The organism is Paenibacillus sp. FSL R5-0923 (assembly GCF_038009145.1).
Classification (GTDB): Bacteria; Bacillota; Bacilli; order Paenibacillales; family Paenibacillaceae; genus Paenibacillus_AQ.
Genome location: NZ_JBBPAT010000001.1, coordinates 3087992 through 3110795 on the forward strand (window position 1 = coordinate 3087992; position 22804 = coordinate 3110795).

General features: G+C 40.5%; 22 protein-coding genes. 19 read left to right on the forward strand and 3 right to left on the reverse strand.

Annotated features, from left to right (window positions below; translation table 11 throughout):
* Positions 1-14: 14 nt before the first annotated feature.
* Positions 15-1823 (reverse strand): LTA synthase family protein, encoded by a 1809-nt coding sequence (locus MKX35_RS13760; RefSeq protein ID WP_341044251.1) that lies wholly within the window; start codon positions 1821-1823, stop codon positions 15-17.
* 267 nt (positions 1824-2090) lie between these two features.
* On the opposite strand from MKX35_RS13760, the gene MKX35_RS13765 reads away from it, so the two are divergent.
* The 18 genes from MKX35_RS13765 (at position 2091) to MKX35_RS13850 (ending at position 20010) form a co-directional block, all read left to right on the forward strand.
* Positions 2091-2642 carry a sigma-70 family RNA polymerase sigma factor gene (locus MKX35_RS13765; RefSeq protein WP_076300553.1) on the forward strand — a complete coding sequence of 184 codons (552 nt, stop codon included), beginning with the start codon at positions 2091-2093 and terminating at the stop codon, positions 2640-2642.
* A complete protein-coding gene (locus MKX35_RS13770) occupies positions 2590-3930 on the forward strand; it encodes a DUF4179 domain-containing protein (protein ID WP_341044252.1) in 1341 nt (446 codons plus the stop codon). Before MKX35_RS13765 ends, MKX35_RS13770 begins: the two co-directional genes overlap by 53 nt.
* A gap of 68 nt (positions 3931-3998) precedes the next feature.
* Complete coding sequence (locus MKX35_RS13775) at positions 3999-4484, forward strand: hypothetical protein (RefSeq protein ID WP_076120707.1); 486 nt, start codon at positions 3999-4001, stop codon at positions 4482-4484.
* A gap of 195 nt (positions 4485-4679) precedes the next feature.
* Complete coding sequence (locus MKX35_RS13780; RefSeq protein WP_076300498.1) at positions 4680-6650, forward strand: serine hydrolase; 1971 nt, start codon at positions 4680-4682, stop codon at positions 6648-6650.
* Between the two features lie 142 nt (positions 6651-6792).
* On the forward strand, positions 6793-7524 hold the full coding sequence (locus MKX35_RS13785; RefSeq protein WP_076300497.1) for a class I SAM-dependent DNA methyltransferase: 732 nt from the start codon (positions 6793-6795) through the stop codon (positions 7522-7524).
* A gap of 65 nt (positions 7525-7589) precedes the next feature.
* Positions 7590-8186 carry a hypothetical protein gene (locus MKX35_RS13790; protein WP_076300496.1) on the forward strand — a complete coding sequence of 199 codons (597 nt, stop codon included), beginning with the start codon at positions 7590-7592 and terminating at the stop codon, positions 8184-8186.
* 20 nt (positions 8187-8206) lie between these two features.
* On the forward strand, positions 8207-8746 hold the full coding sequence (cysC, locus tag MKX35_RS13795; RefSeq protein WP_256721766.1) for an adenylyl-sulfate kinase: 540 nt from the start codon (positions 8207-8209) through the stop codon (positions 8744-8746).
* Between the two features lie 190 nt (positions 8747-8936).
* On the forward strand, positions 8937-10916 hold the full coding sequence (locus MKX35_RS13800; protein ID WP_076286613.1) for an AraC family transcriptional regulator: 1980 nt from the start codon (positions 8937-8939) through the stop codon (positions 10914-10916).
* 84 nt (positions 10917-11000) lie between these two features.
* A complete protein-coding gene (locus MKX35_RS13805) occupies positions 11001-12029 on the forward strand; it encodes a FecCD family ABC transporter permease (RefSeq protein ID WP_042189822.1) in 1029 nt (342 codons plus the stop codon).
* A complete protein-coding gene (locus MKX35_RS13810; RefSeq protein ID WP_076286614.1) occupies positions 12022-13023 on the forward strand; it encodes a FecCD family ABC transporter permease in 1002 nt (333 codons plus the stop codon). Before MKX35_RS13805 ends, MKX35_RS13810 begins: the two co-directional genes overlap by 8 nt.
* Before the next feature lie 39 nt (positions 13024-13062).
* Positions 13063-14148 carry an NAD(P)/FAD-dependent oxidoreductase gene (locus MKX35_RS13815; protein WP_076300495.1) on the forward strand — a complete coding sequence of 362 codons (1086 nt, stop codon included), beginning with the start codon at positions 13063-13065 and terminating at the stop codon, positions 14146-14148.
* 211 nt (positions 14149-14359) lie between these two features.
* Positions 14360-15139, forward strand: coding sequence for an SDR family oxidoreductase (locus tag MKX35_RS13820; RefSeq protein ID WP_076286617.1), 780 nt, complete (start codon positions 14360-14362; stop codon positions 15137-15139).
* A gap of 138 nt (positions 15140-15277) precedes the next feature.
* A complete protein-coding gene (locus MKX35_RS13825; RefSeq protein WP_076300494.1) occupies positions 15278-15754 on the forward strand; it encodes a GNAT family N-acetyltransferase in 477 nt (158 codons plus the stop codon).
* A 68-nt stretch (positions 15755-15822) separates the two neighbouring features.
* A complete protein-coding gene (locus MKX35_RS13830) occupies positions 15823-16527 on the forward strand; it encodes a class I SAM-dependent methyltransferase (protein ID WP_076300493.1) in 705 nt (234 codons plus the stop codon).
* 19 nt (positions 16528-16546) lie between these two features.
* Positions 16547-17299, forward strand: coding sequence for a DUF4184 family protein (locus MKX35_RS13835; RefSeq protein ID WP_076300492.1), 753 nt, complete (start codon positions 16547-16549; stop codon positions 17297-17299).
* Positions 17300-17468: 169 nt separating this feature from the next.
* The gene (locus MKX35_RS13840) at positions 17469-18707 is read left to right on the forward strand and encodes an ATP-binding protein (RefSeq protein ID WP_076300491.1); all 1239 of its coding nucleotides are present in this window, start codon (positions 17469-17471) and stop codon (positions 18705-18707) included.
* A 125-nt stretch (positions 18708-18832) separates the two neighbouring features.
* Positions 18833-19495, forward strand: a complete 663-nt coding sequence (locus MKX35_RS13845; RefSeq protein WP_042189803.1) for a DUF421 domain-containing protein — start codon at positions 18833-18835, stop codon at positions 19493-19495.
* A gap of 41 nt (positions 19496-19536) precedes the next feature.
* Positions 19537-20010, forward strand: coding sequence for a GNAT family N-acetyltransferase (locus MKX35_RS13850; protein ID WP_076300490.1), 474 nt, complete (start codon positions 19537-19539; stop codon positions 20008-20010).
* A gap of 47 nt (positions 20011-20057) precedes the next feature.
* Here MKX35_RS13850 and MKX35_RS13855 read toward each other — a convergent pair whose 3' ends face one another.
* Together MKX35_RS13855 and MKX35_RS13860 are read right to left on the reverse strand one after the other, a co-directional pair.
* Positions 20058-21467 carry an MDR family MFS transporter gene (locus MKX35_RS13855; RefSeq protein WP_076300489.1) on the reverse strand — a complete coding sequence of 470 codons (1410 nt, stop codon included), beginning with the start codon at positions 21465-21467 and terminating at the stop codon, positions 20058-20060.
* An 87-nt stretch (positions 21468-21554) separates the two neighbouring features.
* A complete protein-coding gene (locus MKX35_RS13860) occupies positions 21555-21980 on the reverse strand; it encodes a MarR family winged helix-turn-helix transcriptional regulator (protein ID WP_076300488.1) in 426 nt (141 codons plus the stop codon).
* Between the two features lie 224 nt (positions 21981-22204).
* On the opposite strand from MKX35_RS13860, the gene MKX35_RS13865 reads away from it, so the two are divergent.
* The gene (locus tag MKX35_RS13865) at positions 22205-22726 is read left to right on the forward strand and encodes a CAP domain-containing protein (protein ID WP_076286625.1); all 522 of its coding nucleotides are present in this window, start codon (positions 22205-22207) and stop codon (positions 22724-22726) included.
* Positions 22727-22804: the final 78 nt, after the last annotated feature.

The following is a 22804-nucleotide window of genomic DNA, read 5'->3' on the forward strand; positions in this document are numbered from 1 at the left end:
ATATATATATAAGCTTATTTTTCCTCAATTACTCTATCCGGTAACTGTGTTACATAACTATCTGATAGATGGAGAAGCTCTAAAGCACGATCGAACTCATCCTCGGTCGTTTGTTGCGTGTGGTTACCATCGCCAGATAAGGTATAATGCTGACCATCCTCGAAGCCACTGCCAGATAGGAAGAGCTCTTCATTATTTACGAACGATCCTGTTGGCAAATAATAGCGCTGAGGAAGTAGGTTATAAGTCGATTGATTCAATAAATCTTGTCCGAAATGAATATGATCCGCAAGAGAAACACCCAATAAATTAGATACAGTAGGCAAAATATCCACTTGACCGCCCAACTGTTCTTTTACACTTGGCGTTGTAATCCCCGTCGCTGATAGGATCAACGGAATATTAATTAATTCGCGTTCCGTATATTCATGACCAAGGATTTCCTGTAATAAGACGTGATCGCCCTCTTTTAGAGAGAAGATAGGAAGTCCGCGGTGATCTCCGTACAATGCAATCAAGCTGTTATCCCATACCCCATTTTGTTTGAGCTCATCAATAAAAAGTCCAAGTGCATAGTCAGCATAATTTTGAGCACGAATATAATCCCCGACTAATGTTCCTTCGAATCGTTCTGGAAGGGCCATTTTGTATTTATCCTCAGGGATCGAGAACGGATTATGCGCTGACATCGAAATAACATGGGAGTAGAATGGCTGATCCTTCTGATCCATCCTTGCTAGCTCTGCAGCTGTTTTCTCATACAACACCTCATCAGAAGCTCCATAAAATACCGTGTCCTCTTCACCATAATATTCCTTATCGTAATATCGATTAAATCCTAAGGCAGTATAAAGCTCGCCACGGTTCCAAAAGTCGACTTTATTGGTATGGAATGTTGCCGTATCATAACCTTGCGCTTGAAGCAGCTTAGGTAAGCTTGGAAGCTCTTTTGGCGCATACATTTGAGTGGCTGGACCATCAGGTGGAACATAGAAAGAAGTATTTACAATGAATTCGGCGTCAGAAGTATTTCCTTGTCCAACCTGCTGGTAGAAACGCGGAAAGTAATAACTGCTAGCCGTAAGCTTATTCATATTCGGCGTAATTTCTACTCCATCAATCTTTAGATTGATTAAGAAGTTCTGGAAAGACTCCATCTGAAGAATGACCAGGTTCTTTCCTTTGGCGGCTCCAAATTGAACCGGATTTGAGGTTGCTTGAATTCCTTTGGTCTCGTTAATCGCTGCTTGTGTAATCTTAGCGACGTCGATTTGTTCTTCTTCTTGATTGGCTAATAGAGAGTAAGCTTCATAATTGAGAATGCCCATTTGCTCGGCTTTAACGGTTTCGTTCATACTGGCTCGGTTAGGAAAAATATTCATTGCGCAAATGACGATGGAAACACAGAATAAGATCGCAACCGCTTTCCGGTTACTTTTACGCGACATGGCTTTTTTCCAATTAAGTGCCTTCTGTTTTCTCAACATGACCAAACCAATGACAATGATATCCACAAAAATAAGCATATATTGCGGACGCATGACCGAGAAAATACTTTTCTTAACGGCTCCAACTTGCTTGACCTGATCTAATACTTGTGAAGTAGCAATAATGCCAAAATGATTATGATATACAATGAGTGAGAAAAATAGTGTAGTGATCAACACATTGACCAGCATGTAGATGGCAATTTTTCGTTTCGTTGCGAACCATTCAATCAAGCAAAAGACTAGAAGCACAAAAGGGATTTCTTTAAGCCATGTGGTCCACGTAGGCCCGTCTTCAAAGAGAAAATACCAAGCAAAATAACTTTTAACTAGCATAATGAGAGAGAAAAATAATAGGGATCTTTTACTGAGTGTACGAGGTTCTTTAAACGGCATCTCTTATGCCCATCCTTTTCTTTTAGATTAGTTCATTCTATTACTTGAAGTGTTTAAAATCAACTAGATTGGGGTATAGAAGAGACTTATTTTCCTTAATATTACATTTAGGTGAATGAAACCATACATAGTATAAAAAAAATTATTTTTATGGGAAATGAACTTTTTAAGTTACTCCTAACTCTTATAGGGGAGAGAGGTGAAGGCATGGATGTTGCTCGTTGGGTGAAAAAAGCCAAAAAGGGGAATAAAGAAGCATTGCTCCACTTAATCATGTCTGAAAAAGACGTTTATTATAGGCTAGCGTTCAGCTATATGGGGAATGCGCATGATGCCATGGATGCCATGGAGGAAATGATCGTCACACTTTATGAAAAGATCGGTCAACTAAAGAAAGAGGAAGCATTTTATAGCTGGAGTAAGACGATTTTGGTGAATGGCTGTAAACGACTACTTCATAAGCGCGGCAAGCTGGTGCTGTTAGAGGATTGGAGTAAGGTTGACGATAGGGAAATAGGCCAAGTAGTGAGTAGTAATGATCCTTATCGCAGAAGTGAGCAGCAAATGGATATGGAGACCTTGTTGTTACAAGTAAATGAACATCAGAGAGAAGCGATTCAATTAAAGTATTTTCATGATCTCGATTATCAAACGATAGCTGACATTACGAAAGTTCCGATAGGAACGGTTAAATCAAGAATTTACCATGGATTACAAACGCTCAAAAATCAGTACAGAGGTGATGTTGATGAACAATAACGTCGAGCAACAATTAGCTGATGAAAAGACACGCATAGCGTCCATTACCGCACCTGAAGAATTAGAAATGAGATTAAGAAAGGCTTTGAATTCGGCTCCCGCAAAAAGAACGAAAAGAATAGCACCGATTTGGAAGGTTGCGGCGGTTGTTTTATTGGTGACAGTGATCTCTGGACAAAACTACAATGCTTTTGCTTATTTTGGCAAACAGCTTTTTGGCTTTGATGAATTGCTTAATGGCACAACTTTACAACAGCTAAATGAAAAAGGGTTGGGACAAAACATCAACAAGAAAACTACGTTACTAGACGGAACAACTCTTACCATTAACGGAATTATGGCGGACGCCAATCAATTCATTATGTATTACACCTTAACTAACCCAAATGGACTAGAGGATATGTCTGTAGACGCTTTTAGACCCTCAAAAATAAGTGGTTTTTTAACCGATTCAAACGTAGTAAGTGGGACTGCGTTAATCAATGAAGGTCATACGGAGATTAAAGGTCAGATGTCGTTTGACAGCGTAAATCCATTTTCAAAAAAACTAACGTTACACTTTTGGCAGCAGCTAGTAGAGAACGGCCAGATGAGCGAAGGAACAGTTACGTTCCCTTATAACCCTAATGAGGCCATGGAAACTCAGATTAAACAATCGATCAATAAAAAGATTAAAGTCGACAAAGGTACGATTACCTTCAAATCAATCACAGCTACACCAACGATGACTGTAGTAAAAGGGAAGCTGGATGTCGATAATTTTGATCGAGTGAAGCTTGGATTACATGGGATACAATTAATTGTCGATGGAACACCTGTTGAGATCCTGGGTAGTGGTAATCAAACCTCATTAGGTGGAAGAACATTTGATATTCGCTTCGACACATTGCCTAAGGAGCTACATTCCATGCAGCTAGTCGTTAAAGAATTTGCTGGGTATCAGACGATAGATGAAAAGTATCTCCTGACTGCGAGAAGTGACAAGCCATTAATGCTGGGTGATAAAGAACTATGGTTAAAGGATGTATCCAAAACCTCTAAAGGTATCGAAATAACGATTGCTACGGATGATGATGTAATGCTGGATGGTGTGTCTATTGAAACGAACAACGGGAGTACAACTTTAAAAACAACGATTAATCAAAAAGAGGTAAAACAAACGGATGGTAAACTAATGAAAGAACGAACTTTATTATTTGATACACAAAGTGAGCCTGAGTCATTACTAATAGAAGGATTGCATTATTTGAAAGCATATAATAAGGTGATTGAGATTCCAGTAAAGTGAAGAAATGTGCAATATCCATTTTTTATAACATATGGTAATCTATATGGACGTGAGAAAAGGAGGGGCACATGGATAATACAGAGGTTTATAGAGTGAGGCGTCCGTCGTTAATACCACTTCTGGTGTATATCAGTCTGCTAATGGGGATTCAATTATTTCAAATTTATAATCTAAACTATCGCTATACAAGTAGTGACAACTTAGTGCTTTCTTGTTTACTTTATGGTCAGGCTATTTTGTGTTTCATTGTTGCAATTGTTTTAGTCTACAGGATATTTACGATCAGAAGAGTTGTTGAAATTCAGATTCAACCGGAATCTATATTAATAGAAGATCTAGGAATAGAAGCAGAGCGGATTAATGACATATATATAAAAGGATATTTTAGTCCTGTAGTTGGGATTAGACCTAAAGTGAATAAATTTGTTCCTTATAAATTATGCTTTAATTTTCTGTCACAAAAAGATGAAGATGAAATAATGAAACAGTTAAAAGCTTGGGCCGAACGAAATCAGATCAAAGTAACTCATAAAAATTTTTCGAGATGGTTATAAGCTCTTCTAGACTAATATACGAAATGAAAGACACTGACTCCTTGTTGGTGTCTTTTTTTTGATTAAACCGTTATGTCATATGACATGTAACAAAGCTAATTGGTGACAGAACGTTTCTAGCTAGAATGACAATCTGTTTGTGATACTCAGAACAGGTTCACTAATCACAAATAACCAAATTGAGGAGAATGGATTATGAAGAAAAAGACACGCAGGCTCAGCGTCATCGCACTACTATTATCAACAACTGTATTTACAGCATGTTCAGCTCCAGTCTCCACTAACGCAACAAGTTCGAAAGGATCTTTTAATGGAAAAGAAATCGAGGCTTTCGCGGACCCTATATTTGCGCAGAAAATGAAGGAATACAATGTGAACGGATCCAATTTTGTAGTGGTTAAAGACGGAAAGGTGCTCGTGAATAAAGGGTACGGATATGCGGACAAAGAAAAGAAAACCCTTGTTGATAAGAATACCGTCTTTCAGATCGCATCCGTGTCGAAGACATTTACCGCTTTAGCAGCTTTGCAGCTAGTGGAACAAGGAAAGATGAATCTTGATCACGATATCAATGCGTATCTTGGCGGAATGAAAGTACCAAATGAAATGGAAACTCCGTTAACCTTAAGAAATATGTTATCTTACACAACGGGCTTTGATTACCCGGATAAAGCTAATTTTGTTGCACCGGAATATGTAGATCAGGACATCCCCATGAAAAAGTTTATGACGGAGCATATGCCGACTGTCGTTCGGACGCCGGGTGAAGCGTATACCTATGATAATTTTGCCTTTTTACTTGCGGGTTATGCGATTGAGAACGTAAGTGGTACCCCGTTTTATAAGTATATGGAGAACCATGTGTTCAAACCGTTAGGAATGAACTCTACTAGTGCTCGATTTACCCCAGAGCTTTTAGCTAGAATGGCCACGCATTATGGACCAGATGGTAAACCTCATCCAACCTTTGGGCATGCGCCTACCGATGGGCCCCAGGGCAGCATCCTTTCCACAGGAGAAGATATGGCTAAATATTTAACTCTTTTTCAACAACAAGGTAGTGTGAATGGGAAGCAAATCATTAGTAAAGAAACCACGAAGATGATGCAAACCTACTCTGTATTTGCGAATGAATCGCTTCCGATGACGACGGTTGGAGGATTTGAAGGGTATCGTAATGATCTGATGAATGGCTATCATGTGGTTCTCAAAGGTGGAAATATGCCTGGTCATCAATCACTGATCGTATTATTGCCTGAGGAGAATACGGCTTTCTACATGTCTTATAACAATGACACAATGATGAGCTTAGATATTTATGAAGCCTTGATGGATCACTATTTTCCTGAAAAGAAAGCACCAGAGACGCCAACGTATCTCCCATTACCTGCATCAGAAGCTGCTAAATATACTGGAACTTATTTGAACACCAGATTCTATTTCTTGAAATCGAACTTCACCTATGCAGATGGCAATCTGATTATGGAGACTGGAACAAGCGGTACACATACGTTACGAATGATTAATCCGCTATTGTTCGAAGATGAATTAGGTAACAAATTGGCCTTTAAAAAAGATCATAAAGATCAGATCGAATACTTTTATTATACGAATCCTAATAGCCCAGACTTTGTTTCAGATGCTCGTAAGGTTCACACGAAGCCAGCATTCGCTGATGTATCTGAGGAGAGCGCTTATAAATCCTACATCGACAACTTGTATTCGCTTGATGTGATAAGTGCTAAATCCGGCAACAATTTCGAACCACAGGGAACGATGACACAAGGTGAGTTTATGGATGCTCTAATTCTTGCCCATGGTTGGTACGGCTTTCCTCATTTAATTGAGGGGAATAAAGAATTAACGAAAAAAGGAATACCTGGTTTTGATCGTAATGCTGTCACCACAAGACAAGTAGCAGCCGTTATGATTCAAAATCTAAAACAAGCTAAGCAAGCTTCAGAAATTACGCTTAAAGGTGACACAGACTCATGGGCCACTGATTCGATCATAGCATTAGTGTCACAAGGCATTGTAGATCCTGATACAAAAGTGAATGATGACGGGTCTGTCGATTTTCGTTCTAAAAAGCCTTTGCTTCGCCAAGAAGCGAGTGCTTTACTTGATCTTGCTTTTGGATACTATACGTTGCCAATCAAACACTAAGAATTGGACACCTCAGAGAGACTCTTTGGTGTGTTTTTTTTAATGATAGGTTTAAGAGCTAAATGAAATTATCGGTAGTATAAGGTTGTTTTAAATGCTAAAATTACCCAAAAGAATTTTCTTACAGCAAGGAGGTATTCTGTTGGATTACAAAGGGTCATCGGTGTATGACAATGAAGATTTTTTCTATAACTATTTATTGAGAAGAAACAGAGCGGATAGCCCAAATAACATTATTGAAAAGCCGGTTATATATGATCTTATGGGCGATGTACTTGGGAAAAAGGTGCTCGATTTAGGATGCGGGGATGCTAAGTTCGGATATGAGTTGCTTGAGCAGGGATGTATCTTTTACGAAGGTGTGGAAGGTTCAAGTAATATGGTCAAAGCAGCAAAAGAACTGTTAAAAACATCTAAAAGTGAGATTCACCATGCTACTATGGAGAGTTGGAATTACCCAAAAGAGAAATATGATTTGGTAATCTCTCGATTGGCTATTCATTATTTACAAGACCTAGAACCAATCTTTGATAGTATCCGTAGTGCGCTTATCCCTAATGGTCAGTTTATTTTTAGTGTACAGCATCCGGTTCTAACATCATCCATGAAAAGTGCAACAACTTCAGAAAGAAAGTCGGACTGGATCGTCGATAACTATTTTGAAATGGGTAAGAGAATGGAGCCTTGGATTGGAGAAAGTGTAGTTAAGCACCACAGAACTTTTGAAGAGTATTTCCAGTCATTGAAACATGTTGGATTTAAAATAGAGGATATTAGAGAATGTAAGCCAAATCCTCAGTTTTTTAATAGTGAAGGAGAGTATAAGAGAAGGATGAGAATCCCACTTTTTCTCGTATTTAAATGTATAAAATAAATTATCGAAGTAACGCTAGTCTAATAAGCATATGAATGCAAAGAATTGCAATGAGGAGGACTAAGATGAAACGGATGCCATTTATACGCCCAACCGAGCAATACGATCAAAGAATTACGGATATCGATGAGCAGATTTGTGCATTGATAAAACAACGTAAGGAACGCTTGGATAATAATCCAGGATTCCCACCCTTTGAGTATATTTCAGATTGGGCGGCGAGGTTTGAACTCTACGAGGATTTCTTGAAAGCGGTATTTGGGACTTTATTTAATGAAGAACATTTTAAGCCGATGGTCGAGCCAACTGATTTTAGAAAACATATTGCTGTTCTACAATCTATTGAGGCAGATGAGTTCTTCTATACACTGACCTCAATACGACAATACAGTAATGCAAGTGTTGTCACGCTTAGTATAGATTGGGATATTACCTCTGAATTATATGCCAATAAACTTAACCATTTTGAGCTGTATATAGGAGAAGCGTATGACAGTAGAATGACGAATGGCGGAAGTTCATCAGGGCATGCAGCTTATAACTACGTAGTATCTCCGCCACTCCCCGACGATATCTCCGGTATTAAATTAGAGTTCAGGGAATTTAGTTCACCCTTAAAGAAGGACGGGACAGGTACTGAAATTGTGTTTAAGCTAGAATAACTATACAAAGTATTTTAACAATAGAATCTAGCAGGAAGAGGTACGTATCTATGAATCAAATGATCTGGCTAACTGGACTATCGGGTTCAGGTAAATCTACGCTTGCAGAGGAACTGAAAAATCACATTGAGAATTGCTACATTCTGGATGGTGATACATTGAGGAGAGGTATTAATCAGGATCTTCAATTTAGCGAAGAGGATCGATTGGAAGTTGGTAGAAGAATTGGTGAGATTGGTAAGATTCTGCTTGATGCGAACCTGAATGTGATCGTTGCCTCGATCTCTCCATACCGCTCTACACGCGATAAGGTCCGTTCTCTCATAGGGGATTCCTACAAGGAAGTTTATGTTCAATGTCCTTTGGAAGTATGTGAGGAGAGAGATCCGAAAGGTCTATATAAACAAGCAAGAGCCGGACAAATCAAGCATTTTACGGGTATTGATTCTCCATATGAGGAGCCCGTTAGCCCGGATGTGATCGTAGAGACAGACAAGTTTTCCTTAGATGAATGTGTGTCGAAAATCCTTCAACACACATCAGCTATGGGGAGCAAATAAAACATTTATTAAATTTGATAGAAAAGACGAGCAAACCATCAACGGTTGCTCGTCTTATTTACGTTCCATTGTCAGTAACACCGCTGGAAAATAGTTCTGCGAATATCATTGTAAATGATAATCATTATCATATATGATGGGGGTATAAATCTCTCAACATGGAGTGATAGAGAAGGGGGAGCGCAAGACGGTGACATTGAATGATCAAGCTTTGCTATGGAATCAGGCATTCATCAAGATCATAGATATACGACATAGAAGAATGGAACAAGACGAGGAGCTGCATGCGTACAGAATGCCCTCAAGCGTCTTCTTATATGTGACTAGAGGTAGCGCACATCTCCAACTGGACGGCATAGCACACCGCGTCAGCCGGTTTTCCTTGCTCCATGGGGGCAAGGGTCTCTACCTTGATATTACGGCAGATGAGCTGCTGGAATACTATATTATTTTGTATAAAGCGGTACTAGCACTACCATCCCGTCAAGAAACGATCAAGCTGATGGAGAAGCACAATCCGTTTCAAATGCAATATGTATTTAAGCCCCATTATCCGATTTCCGTTTTCCATCATGTCACCTCCATGAGCAAGGAGTGGCATCGTTCAGATCTACTCAATAAGCTTCAAGTTAAAGCGATATTTTATCAAATGGTTTATGAAATTCTAGAGCAGATGGAACGCCAGAATATCATAGCCGTTAAGCCTGACTTGGTGGCCCAAGCGGTTCGTTATATTCATGAACGCTATCGGGAGCCGATAACGCTTGAGACGCTGCTTGAACACCTTAGTTGCAGCTCCAGACAGCTACTGCACGCCTTTAAGAAGCAAGTGAGAACGAGCCCGATCGATTATTTGATTCAATTGCGGATGAGCAAAGCGAAGCAGTTGCTTCTATCCACAGATTTCACGCTGAAGGAAATTGCCGAGAGTGTAGGCTATACCGACAGCTATTATTTCAGCCGTATCTTCAAGAAATACGAGGGTGTTTCTCCCACCAGCTTTAAAGAAGCAGCGTTGCAACAGGAGCAGCGTCGAAATAATCCATCCTTCGTGTTCAGATCTCCCATTGTTGCTAGAAGGCAGCAACGTTATATTGGTAATGAGTTTGAGAATCATTATCAATATAAAAGAGAAGGGGAAATACCGATGTATCGTAAGTCAAGAACAACAATGGCAGCAACCTTATTATTTTGTTTCGTTCTCTTTTTGAGTGCATGCTCGACAGGGGGAACGAATGTCACACCGACAAGCAACAGCACTTCTACTAATAATGTTGCAACTTCCGCAAGTCCAGCTGCGAGTCCGTCGACGGATGTAAGTAATGACACAAGAGTGATTAAGCATGCGATGGGGGAAGAAACGCTTACCGGCGCCCCTGAACGTGTTGTCATATTGACCAATGAAGGAACAGAGGCACTTTTGGCACTGGGCATCAAACCGGTCGGAGCCGTTCAGTCTTGGATTGGTGACCCTTGGTACGACCATATCAAGAAAGACATGGAAGGCGTTACGGTTGTGGGAGACGAGCTTCAGCCGAATATTGAATTGATCGCGAGCCTCAAGCCGGATCTGATTATCGGTAATAAGGTCAGACAAGAGAAAATCTACGACCAATTAAAGCAGATAGCTCCGACGATATTCTCCGATGACCTGGCAGGAGATTGGAAGATTAATTTCAAACTCTACTCCGAAGCTTTAAACAAGCAGGAAGAAGGAGCGCAGGCGATGGCGGACTTCGATAAACGAGTTGCGGAAGTCAAGGCGAAGCTCGGTAGCAAAGCAGACACGAAAGTGTCGGTGGTGCGCTTCTCCGCGAAACAAGTGCGTATTTATCAGAAGCAAACGTTCTCCGGCGTGCTCTTGAGCCAATTAGGAATTGCACGGCCTGAATCGCAGGATAAAGACTCCTTTATCGAAGTTATGACCAAAGAGACGATTCCTAGCATGGATGGTGATGTTCTCTTCTATTTCGTGTCGGAGACTCCGGGCAAGGACGATGCATCGAAGGTCGTGGAGGAATGGAAAAAAGATCCGTTGTTCCAAAATTTGAGCGTTTCAAAGAACAAAAAGGTGATTCAAGTCGATGAAGCAATCTGGAACTCGGCAGGCGGATATGAAGCAGCCAATCTGTTGCTGGACGAACTCGTTAAATACTTTGATGTGAAATAATAAAGGCGGATCGAATCAACAAGCTGGCGCTGTATTCGCGTCAGCTTGTTGACGATTCCGGCAGTTTAGTTGTTAAGACTGCCAATGAATAGGAGGCTCGGTGCAGACGTGAATGGTTCTTTCCTAAGCAAGCGAAAGCTCGCCGGCCTAGTTGTCGGTGCAATTTTGCTTCTAATTAGTATGTTATGCAGTGTATTGTATGGTCTTCATCAATTCAGCTTGAAAGATCTATGGCTGGCTTACAGTCAATTCAACGGTTCGAACGAACATCTTATTCTGACGAAGGTTCGTGTTCCCCGAACCCTGATTGCGGCACTGGTGGGGGCAAGTTTAGCAGTAGCCGGGGCAATTATGCAGGTTCTGACAAGAAATCCGCTGGCTTCGCCCTCTGTCTTCGGTGTAAATGCGGGCGCTGTGCTATTTATTGTCATCGGGCTACTCGTATTCGGTTCCTCGTTAACGATGAGCGGCATGGTCTGGCTTGCTTTCGCAGGTGCGGTCGCAACATCGGCGGTTGTCTATACGCTTGGATTGCAAGGAGGCGGTTTCGAGCCTGTAAAGCTGACCTTGGCCGGCGCTTGTATGGCAGCTTTCGCTTCCTCTATTACATCCGGCATTATTCTAATTAATAAGCAGTCGTTGGAATCAGCCCTATTCTGGATGATCGGCTCTGTAGAAGGAAGAAATCTGGAGCATTTATTGATGGTTCTGCCTTATATGGCAATAGGAATGACGATCTCACTATTACTATCGGGCTCGTTAAATATTATGGCGATTGGAGACGATAGCGCGAAGAGCTTGGGACAGCGTCTAACGCTGGTCCGCGTGCTGTCGGCTACGGCAATTGTACTATTGGCGGGAAGCTCGGTAGCAGCAGCTGGTCCGATTGCTTTCATAGGACTTATTGTCCCTCACTTATGCAGATACATCGTTGGGCATGATTTTAGATGGCTGCTTCCTTATACCGCATTAGTTGGGGCGATTCTTTTGGTGACTGCGGATTTAGCATCGCGCTTTATTCTGGAATCCAGAGAAGTTCCGGTTGGTGTCGCAACGGCGATTATCGGCGTTCCCTTTCTGATCCATGTGGCTAGGAGGAAACAGCATGCTTAAAGCGCGTATAGCGAAGCATTCGTTCTTGTTGTTTTTAGGTTTAACTTGTATCGTTGCCGCCTTGTCGCTCCTTAGTTTATCCGTTGGGGGAGTTAGCGTACCATTAAAAGAGGTACTTGCTTCTCTTACGGGACGAAACGCAGAAGCCAGTAACCTGATCATTATGCAGTTCCGTTTGCCTCGAATAGTAGCCGCTATACTCATTGGCGCAGCATTGGCAGTAGCGGGTGCGCTATTACAGGGCGTCATCCGCAATCCTCTCGCTTCGCCCGATCTGCTGGGTGTAACCGGAGGGGCATCGGTAGCTGTGGTTGCCTTCATGACTTTCGTGACCGGGTACAGTATCCACTGGGTACCGTTCATTGCCATCGGCGGCGCGTTGGTTGCGACAACTATTAATTATGTATTTGCTTGGAAAAAAGGTGTTTCGCCGTTTCGGCTGGTGCTGATCGGTATTGGCATTTCTACCGCAATGGGCGCGCTCACTACGTTTCTGCTAATTAGCGGGCCGGCTTATTTGGCCGCACAAGTGCTGAATTGGATGACGGGAAGCATCTACGGCACCAATTGGAGTTATATTGAAGTGCTGTGGCCGTGGGTAGCGGTATTCATTCCTTTATCGCTACTGCTCGCGAAGGAATTAAATGTGCAATCCTTAGGTGAGGATGTCGCTCGCGGGCTTGGAAGCAGGCTTCAGTTAAGTCGGATGATTCTCTTATTTTATAGCGTTGCACTTGCCGGTGCTGCAGTTGGCGTAGCCGGGACGATATCGTTCATCGGATTGATGGCACCGCATATCTCCAGAATGCTTGTTGGAAATTCTTACAAGCTGATCATCCCGGTATCCGCGTTAATAGGTGCAATCATTCTACTGTTGGCGGATTTGGCAGGAAGAATGCTTTTTCAACCGCTAGATGTTCCGGCAGGCGTGTTCACAGCAGGCATTGGAGCTCCTTTTTTCATGTATCTGCTGTTTAAGCGCAAGAAGATTTAGATCTTCTTTCAAGAGGATGAGAACAGAGGGAGGCAAAGAATGGGTCAGAAATTGGAGCTTTTTGACGTAACTATAATCGGTGGAGGACCGGCAGGGTTGTATGCTGCCTTTTACAGTGGAATGCGCGACATGAAGACGAAACTGATTGAGGCGAGAGAGGAACTCGGAGGAAGGACATTAATGTATCCGGAGAAGATCGTCTGGGATGTCGGCGGCATGGCCCCCGTTCGCGCAGCACAGCTGACAAAGCTCATGATCCAGCAAGCTCAAACTTTTGATCCGACCATTGTACTGGGTCAACAAATTACCGGGTTAGAGAGATTGGTGGATGGCACGATGCGTATAACATCTGCGACCGGAGAGCAGCATTGGAGCCGGACGCTGATTTTGGCCATAGGCCATGGTGCGCTAAAGCTTGCTAAGCTTAACCTGCCCGGAGCGGAAAATTACGAAAAGGATAATCTCCATTATAACGTTACGGATGTGGCAAGCTTTCGCGGTAAAAGAGTGCTAATCTCTGGAGGCGGTGATTCAGCTGTAGATTGGGCTAATGAACTAGTAGGAATCGCTTCAGCGGTCACGCTCGTGCATAGGCGGGATCGATTCAGTGGTATGGAACGGAATGTGAGGCGGATGAAGGCATCGAACGTTCAAGTTCTTACGCCATATGCCATTAAGAATTTATACGGGAATGGCAATCGCCTTGATGCTGTTTCAATCGCCCCATTAAATGCGGACGGGGAATGGACGGATGAAACAGAACAGGAGCGTCTTGCGGTGGATGCCGTCCTAATTAATCATGGGCTACGCGGGGATTTAGGTCCTATTGTAGATTGGGGGTTAGTGAGAGAGAATTGGAATTTTAATGCGGACGAGAAGCTGGCAACCAATCTTCCGGGAGTGTTCGTGGCTGGAGATACGGCAAATTACGGCAGCAAGCTTTATCTTATTGCCGGAGCTTTTACGGATGCAGCGTTAGCCGTGAACAGCGCCAAGTTGTATATCGAGCCGGATGCGTCAATAAGAGCGCAGGTCTCCTCACATAACAGTAAGTTTGATGAGAAGAACAGGGCGTTAGAAATTGTAGAGGAACGAAGCCGAAGGGATGACTTACAAGAGGTTTAACTTCATTAATTATTTTGGAAATTTTATCTATGTTTGATGCAGAATTTCAGCTACTATTGTTAAAGGATAGAACAGTAACTGTTCCTGCATTAATGCACATAATTAATAAGACGGTACACTATCTCCCTTATAGTTTAGTGATGCTGAATCTGCTTATGTCTATGGATCTCTACCTATCTATCCTTCTAATTTATGATCGGAGATGGTATAGATGAACTCATTGAAAAATAAAATTGCAATCGTTACTGGAGCAAGCAGATCCACAGGAATCGGAACAGCCATATGCCGTTCACTTGCAAGCCAGGGGGCAGATATTTTCTTTACGCATTGGCATCCTTTTGATGAAACAGAAGGGAATGGTGGAGAAAAGGAATGGCCGGAGCAACTTTGTGCAGAACTGAAAAGCTTGGGAGTCAGGGCGAGTCACATGGAAGCAGATTTTTCCAATCCTGAAATCTCAATAAAGATTATGGATCAGGTAGAACAAACTTTAGGAAATGCTTCCATTTTGATTAACAATGCAGCTTATTGCGTGCCCACGAATTATCAGAACCTGAGCATCACTTCGTTAGATCAACACTATGTAGTGAACAATCGTGGCACGGTTTTACTCAGTACTGAATTTGCCAGAAGATTCGAAAAGAATCATTCAAAGGGGACTCCAGGTAGAATTATTTTTATGGTTTCTAAAGGGCCTGACCCTGATAACCTGGCTTATATATTGACAAAGGGTGCATTAATTGGATTAATTGAACCTCTTTCTGTTGGTTTAGCTCCGCTACATATCACAGTTAATGGTTTTGATCCGGGTCCTACGGATTCCGGGTGGATAACGAATGAGATGAAAACTCATTTTTTGCCTATGTTTCCAATGGGAAGAATCGGGTTGCCTGAAGATGCAGCTAGAGGCATTAGTTTCTTAGCGAGTGATGATTCGCAGTGGATTACGGGGCAAGTGATAAAGTCTGAAGGTGGATTTCTAGGAAAATAAAGACATGAGTATTTCATCCTGGCTACCGATTGAACGGTAGCCTTTTTTAGTTAGTGGGCAGACTATCGCTACAAAACATGGAAATTGATGATATAATATCCAAACTCAATAATTTAGATATGAAGGGAGAAGCCCATCATGATTACTCTCAGAAAGATCACACTAGAAAACCGACGTGCCATTTTCAATTTGGAGGTTTCAGACGATCAACGTCGCTTCGTAGCTTCCAATTTATCAAGCATGGCTTCGTGTTATGTCCTTGTAACCAATGGTGGTCATCCATTTCCGTTTGCGATTTACGCGGATGAAGAGCCGGTTGGTTTTGTGATGATGACTTATGGAATCACTGGATATGAAGTGCCATCCTTTGTAAATGATAGCTATTGTATCCTGCGACTAATGATTGATAAACGATACCAGAATCAGGGGTACGGCCGAGAAGCCATGACAAGAATTTTAGAATTTATCCGCACTTTACCGGCTGGCCCCGCACAATATTGTTGGATTTCTTATAAGGCTGATAACTTGCCCGCTAAAAGGCTCTATGAAAGCTTCGGTTTCCGTGACAGCGGCGAAATTATTGAAGAAGAGCTAACAACCATATTGCGACTTTGATTTGTTTTCCACTTTTCAAAGGTAGTTTCTTCAGCATTATGCTTAATTTAGAAAGCCCGAGGTGTGATATGGAAAGAGTAGCGAATATTAGAACGGAAGAGAAGAGATATCATGACATGTGTTACGATAGTTATAATTTATTCGAGCCAGGTTCCTGGCTACATAGACCCGTACAAACGGCAATCGATCTTTTAGAAGCCTACACCGATCAAGAATATTTAAGTGTACTAGATTTAGGATCTGGGATTGGTAGGAATAGTATACCTATAGCGGAATCCATGAAAAATAGAAATGGTAAGGTTGTTTGCGTGGATTTATTGGAGTCGGCCATAGAAAAATTAGAGAGTTATAGTCAGAAATTTGGGGTAGAACCCTTTATTGTGACAAAATTATCAGACATTGAACATTTCGTTATCGATAAGGAAAAGTATGACATTATTTTAGCAGTGTCTTCTTTGGAACATGTAAGTTCGGAAAAGGTACTTCACAGAAAACTTAATGAAATGATTTGTGGAACAAAAACAAATGGGACCAATTGCATTATTATCGGATCGAACATACAAGAGGTAAACCTTGAAAATGGACAAGAATTAGATCCAATGTTTGAAGTGAATTTATCTACAGAAAAAATGCTGGACTTATTAGTTCATCAGTACACTGAATGGGAAGTTCAACAACAATTTGTAAAACAATTAGAATATGAAATTGAAAGAAACGGACAAGCTGTAAAACTTACAATAGATTGTATTACCTTTGTTGCTAAGAAGTTATAAATAACACTAGGAGATGGTTATGCCTTTTACCTTTGCTCATCCTATATTTGCACTTCCGTTTAAATATGTGAAACCAAAATATTTTAGTACTACAGGCTTGATATTAGGAAGTATGTCGCCTGATTTTGAGTATTTTATTATGCTTGAGCCCTATCAAAGTATAGGCCATTCTATCACAGGACTATTTTTGCAGGCGATTCCCCTATGTGTGATCCTTGCAGTGATTTTCCATGTCATCGTAAAGGAAATATTAGTATTGCATCTTCCTTCAAATTATAATATTGATCAACGAGCATACAATACCTTAAGCAAGTGGAGATTGAATCCTAAGGGCTGGGTAGTGTTTATCCTATCTGTGATAATTGGTTTTTTAACTCATGTGTTCATCGATGGATTTACACATTTCAATGGTTACTTTGTTGAGCGATACTCCCCTCTAAGAGACCTAATGATTTATAATTTCCCTCTTTATAAAATACTGCAGCATTCTTTTTCGGCATTCGGATTACTCATGCTAACCTGGATAATAATTAGTTCTTTGTATCGACACCATGAAACGATAATGACAATACCAGTGGTATCTACGAAACAAAAGATTGTTTTCTGGACATCAGTAGTTGTTGTAGCAGTTGTTTTGACCAGTATAAAGTTATTTTTTAGTTCGAGCGGGAATATAATGGGTATTCTTGTGGTTTCACCTATAACGGGGATATGTTTAGGAATTGTACTTGCATCGCTCATTATAAGCGTGCTACAAACAACAAAACAATAAAAATCATCACTTCATCAAAGCATCCATAGGGTGCTTTTGTTTTTTATTATTTTAAAAATGGTTGAGAAATACATAGTTAATAAGGGGAACTTTACTTATAATATTATTTTAGCGTATTTTTCCAGTACGCTGTATTTTAAGCAACACTAGGCTGAAAGGAAGTTATCCCTTGTTTGAGACTTTGCTTTTGAATTTCTTGTTTTTATTGTTTCCAATCTTAATTTTTCTACTTTTCTTTGAGAATCGTGCTTTTGCTTATAATAGTAAGATTCTAGTTCTACTGTCGGCAGTGACCATGTGTCTCTGTATAGCCAAACCTTTTAAACTCGATATGGGCTTTATTTTTGATTTGAGATATATCCCGTTTATCATTGTGGCTCTTTTTGGTGGATACAAGAACGTTCTACCGCTATATATCCTTTTAAATATCTATCGATTCTATGTGGGGGGAGAGGGTACGTTACAATCCTTTCTTTTCGCCACTTCAATCCTAATCCTAGTTCCTCTATATAGTAAAAGGTTCTTAAAACTAGATTCGAAAAGTCGCATCATCGCGGCAACAATAATTTCTTTTCTGACAATGGGATTTTACCTAATTATATTAGGTTTTACACAGGGGAGTTTAAATAGGGAATATTGGTTTCTCACCTTAAATGCCTTTACGACGCATGTCGGGGTGATGTGTATCAATATGATCTTAATAGAAAAGATTATTACTAATATTAAGAATCGCGACCGAATTATGCAATCTGAAAGATTAAATGTCGTGAGCGAGCTAGCGGCAAGTGTATCACATGAAATCAGAAACCCGCTTACAGTGACCAGCGGTTTTTTGCAGCTGTTGAATAAATCTAAGACGATCACAAGGGAGGAGAAACAGTACGTAGAGTTATCTCTATTAGAATTACAGAGGGCTGAAAAAATCGTGAGTGACTATCTTTCATTTGCTAAGCCGCAATCCGATAATATGGTTTATTCCAACATGCAGGAGGAGGCAGAATATACTAAAAATATCATCATGCCTTATGCCACTATGCACAAAGTAGAGGTCAAATTTAATTTTAATAATTCGCTATTCAAAAATTATGATCGGAACCAAATACAGCAATGTCTTATTAATCTATATAAAAATGGAATCGAAGCCATGAAGGAAAAGGACGGTGGTACGCTGTTCATCGATATTTCGGAAAAAAAACAAAATATTATTATCAGTATTCGCGATACTGGCATTGGAATGACAAAGGAAGAAATATCGCGTCTCGGTAAACCGTATTATTCGACCAAAGCCGAAGGGACAGGACTGGGAATGCTTATGGTCTACAGTACCATTGATAAAGTGAAAGGCATTGCTGAAGTTGATAGTGAAAAAGGCAAAGGCACAACGTTCCTTATCACCATTCCAACATAAGGGCAAGTTGCAGAGCGTCTCGTTTGCTGTTTATCCCCCACTAGGAGTGTGTAATACCTTTCATGAATGGATTTCGTGTCATAAGGGCAACGACCTTGTGCGAGGTCCCAGCTGGAGGTGCAGCAATGGAGATATTTGTAACTATAGGTGTCAAACTGATCATTAGTTTCTTTGGTTTGTGGATCATTACCTTTATTACTGGCCGCAAGACGCTTAGTCAATTGACGCCACTTGATTTCCTGTCATCATTGATTTTAAGTGAGATTGTAGGGAATACGATATATGATAATGAGGTGAAGATCTGGCATCTGCTGTTTGCGCTTTTCATCTGGACCGCTTTGTCTTATTTGTTTGAAAAGGCAACGACCCATTTTGTGAAGTTCGGGAACATGGCGGAAGGCCGGACGGTGTTGCTTATTGACGATGGCAAAGTGAATCAGGATTTGATGGAGAAATACGATATTGAGTTTACCCAACTGCTGTTTATGCTGCGGCAGCAAAATATTTTTTCTCTAAGTGAAGTGAAGTATGCTCTGCTCGAAACGAATGGCTCTCTGTCGATTATGCGCAAGTCTGAAGAGGAGCAATCGGAGCAGTCTTCCTCTTTTTCCATTACAGTTATTGATAAAGGTAGGCTGCTGGAAGATTCGATGCGTGGCAGACCGATGAATAAGATACAGATCCAGGAATGGATCAGGGAGCATGGCTATCAATGCGTTGAGGACATTGCTTATGCTGAATACAAGGAAGACGGATCACTCTATATCATACCTAAAAACAAACCATAAACCTTGTTAATAGTAATATATTTTAATGGAGGTACATCTTTATGGGGATTTCTTTATGTAAAGCAGACGTAAGTGATGCGGAATTTATTCATCAAATGCAAGTCAAAGCCTTTATGCCATTACTGGAGAAATATAAGGATTATGAAACCAGCCCAGCCAATGAATCCGTAGAACAAATGATAAACCGAATTAATCAGTCTTTTACAGATTATTATATAATTAAGACTTCTGATATTGCTGTGGGCGGTGTCCGAATCGTTAAAAAGGAAAACAATACTTACCGTGTCAGCCCCATATTTATTATGCCAGAATACCAGGGGATGGGGATCGCTCAGCAGGTTTTTGCAATCATTGAACAGAGATATAATGACGCGAAAAAATGGGAGCTGGATAGTATTGAGCAAGAGCAGAGGAACTGTTATTTATATGAAAAGGTAGGATATAAACGAACAGAAGAAACAAAGCGAATAAACAATAAATTAACTTTAGTATTTTATGAAAAATATATGGATTAAAATTTAGACAGCGGACAGCTCGTGTCCACTGTCTTTTTTGATTAAAATTAATAAACTCTAATACGCTTCACAAATAACGATAAAATTAATCCGATAACTGCAATTGTTGCGATAAATAAGTATGCATGTGTAATTCCTGCGGTTAAAATTTCAGGCTGTGCAGCAGTTGGATGTGTATTAGCGAATCGTGTTTGTCCGCTAGACATTAGTGTAACAGCGAACGTTGTACCAAGAGCACCTGCGATTTGTTGAAGTGTGTTCATAACAGCAGCCCCATCCGGATAGTATTTCACGGGTAACTGATTTAAGCCATTGGTTTGAGCGGGCATAATGACCATAGCTAATCCGATAAACATAGCGCAGTGTATTAAAATAAAGGTCAGGTTACTGGTTTCAGTAGAATTGCTTGTAAATAGAAAACCTGCAATGGTTGCGATGGAGAATCCAAGCGGCAGCAATAATTTCGGACCGAATTTATCAAATATTCTACCCGTAACTGGAGCCATAGCTCCGTTAATCACACTGCCTGGAAGGAGTAGAATTCCTGCAGCTGTAGCTGATAACAATAAACCTCCTTTTAAATATAACGGTAATAAAATGGCAGAGGATAAGATGATCATCATTCCTAAAAAGACCATTATCAGACCTATTGTAAACATAGGATATTTAAACACTCGTAAATTTAGCATCGGCGTTTCCAACTTAAACTGTCTTAATACAAACAGGATTAAGCTGATGACACCAACGATAAGAGGCAGATAGACAATGATTTCACTTAAAGCATGATCAGCGATGTTGCTAAATCCAAATACGATGCCACCAAATCCGAAAGTAGAAAGTAGAATGGATAAAATATCTATTTTAGGTTTAGAGATTTTGGCTACATTTTTGATAAATGTTAATCCGAATCCAAATGTAAATAATAATAAAGGTAAACTTGTCCAAAAGATAAACTCCCAGCCAAAATGATCCACGATCAAACCAGACAAAGTTGGCCCGATGGCCGGTGCACACATAATAACAAGTCCCATCATCCCCATGACAGTTCCACGTTTATGTGCAGGGAAAATTATTAGAATAATGTTCGTCATTAGGGGCAGCAATAAACCAGTTCCCAAGGCTTGCACTAAACGCGCAATTAATAAGGAGGTGAAATTGGGGGAGAGGGCAGCAATTAATGTACCAATGATAGATAATAACAAGGATGCTGTGAATAATTGTCTAGTGGTAAACCATTGCATTAATAGGGCGGATATCGGAACGAGGATACCTAATACAAGTAAATATCCTGTGGTTAGCCATTGAACCGTTGAGGCGTTGATTGAAAATTCATCCATTAAGTTGGTAAAAGCCATATTTAAGGCGGTTTCACTAAATAGTCCGACGAATGCTCCTAGCATAAGGGAGAAGGCCATTAGGGCGGGACGTTTAACTTGAACAGCTGCTGTTGATTCCATGATAGGGATAAACCTCTTTTCAGAAATGGATTCGTATTATTTTTGAAGAATAGATGATATGTCAACTATAGAGCAGAGGATATGCATTTATGCCTCTCTTACATTATTCTGCACACGAGTTAACAAAGTTGTTAGCGCTGAGTACTCCGCAGGAGAGAATCCTGTCGCTATAATTTCGTTTAATTTGATTGTCACCTCATTAATTGTAGTCTCTAATTTCCTGCCTTCGTCTGTGACAAAAACATTTACCGAACGACGGTCTTGCGTACTTGGTACTTTATGAATGTACCCCTTGTTCTCTAAGCTAGCGATCATTCGGGCAACACTGGCTTTATCCTTCCCAAGCTTATTAGCAATCTCGTTCTGAGATAGACCTTCTTTCTCAAGCAACAAAGCCATAAGTAAATGTTGTTCAGGCGCAAGCCGAACGGGTGCAAGCAATTTTGTTAAATAATTGGCTATTTCTAAGTGTAAATCTCGAATAACTAACCCTAGTGGGTCTTTGAAATCCATGTGATCTCTCCTAATTAGAAAAATAGATGATATATCAACGTTCATGATTTGTTTATATTAACATAAAGTAACTAATACAAGTCAAGTTAAAGAAAAATCAAGTTAATAATTCCTCGGTACTAGCTCACGAATAGTAGATCTATTAAAAATTTATAGATTTTAGTACAAGCGTGAAGACCTCTTCCACAATATATTGTTATAAATACATTGCTGGAGGGGAATTTATGAGAAAAAGAATATCATCAATAAGAGGAGTCAAGAGTTCACTTTCTAAAGGATCAACGCTGAAACGCACTTCGAGTAAACCGACGAAAAGAGTAGGGCGGTCAAGAATTCATATTAGACAAGCTAATGCGTTTGAACTACAAGTATTTAGATTGGTCAACGAAGAACGGACGAGTAGAGGAATTGCTGCCTTAACTCTAAATACGCAGCTTACTGATCTTGCAGTTTTGAAATCAAGAGATATGAGGGATAATAATTATTTTAGCCATACCTCTCCAACTTATGGCACCCCATCTCAAATGTTAGATCGATTTGGAGTGGCTTGGCGTGCTTATGGAGAAAATATCGCGGCGGGCCAAGCAACACCTGAAGCAGTAATGAGAACGTGGATGAACAGTACTGGTCATAGAGCTAATATTTTGGATCCTCGCTTTACGGATATTGGGGTTGGTTATGTAGGGGGAACTGCTACAAGTCAATATCAACATTATTGGACACAACTGTTTATTCAGAAACCATAAGAGATTACAGAGAAGCCACTCTATAATGAAATACGCCTCTGATTGTGTGTCTAACCATTGAGGTGAAGTTCATTTATG